The organism is Rhodobacter sp. P2_H5, assembly GCF_056403335.1.
Window position 1 is genome coordinate 1 of record NZ_JBFUFS010000159.1, and the last position, 502, is coordinate 502.

Sequence of the window (502 nt, forward strand, 5' to 3'; positions counted from 1 at the left end):
CCGGCACGGTCGCCGCCGGCGGTCAAAGCTGGACGATGGGACGCGGCGACGTGCTTTATCTGCCGATGGGCGCAGGCCCGGTCACCTTTGCCGGCGCCGGGCGGTTCTACATCCTGTCGGCCCCCGCCCATGCCGCCCATCCGGCGCGCCTCGTCACGCTGGCCGAGGCGAAGAAGGTCAACATGGGCTCCGCCGCCACCGCGAACGAACGCACGATCAACCAGTTCATCCACCCCGACGTGATGCCCTCCTGCCAACTGGTCGTGGGTTACACCCAGTTCCACGGCGGGTCGGTCTGGAACACGATGCCCGCCCACGTCCATGACCGCCGGATGGAGGTCTATCTCTATTTCGATCTGGCCGCAGATGCCCGCGTCTTCCACTTCATGGGCGAGCCGAACGAGACCCGTCACCTTGTGATGAAGAACGAAGAGGCCGTGGTGTCGCCCCCGTGGTCGATCCATTGCGGCGCGGGCACCGGCTCTTACACCTTCATCTGGGC

At 66.3% G+C, this 502-nt stretch carries 1 protein-coding gene; it reads left to right on the forward strand.

All coding sequences use genetic code 11. The features are described 5' to 3' along the window. Positions 1–502: 5-dehydro-4-deoxy-D-glucuronate isomerase (kduI, locus tag AC1DVR_RS24085; RefSeq protein ID WP_478003138.1), on the forward strand; the 502-nt coding region annotated here is incomplete at both ends.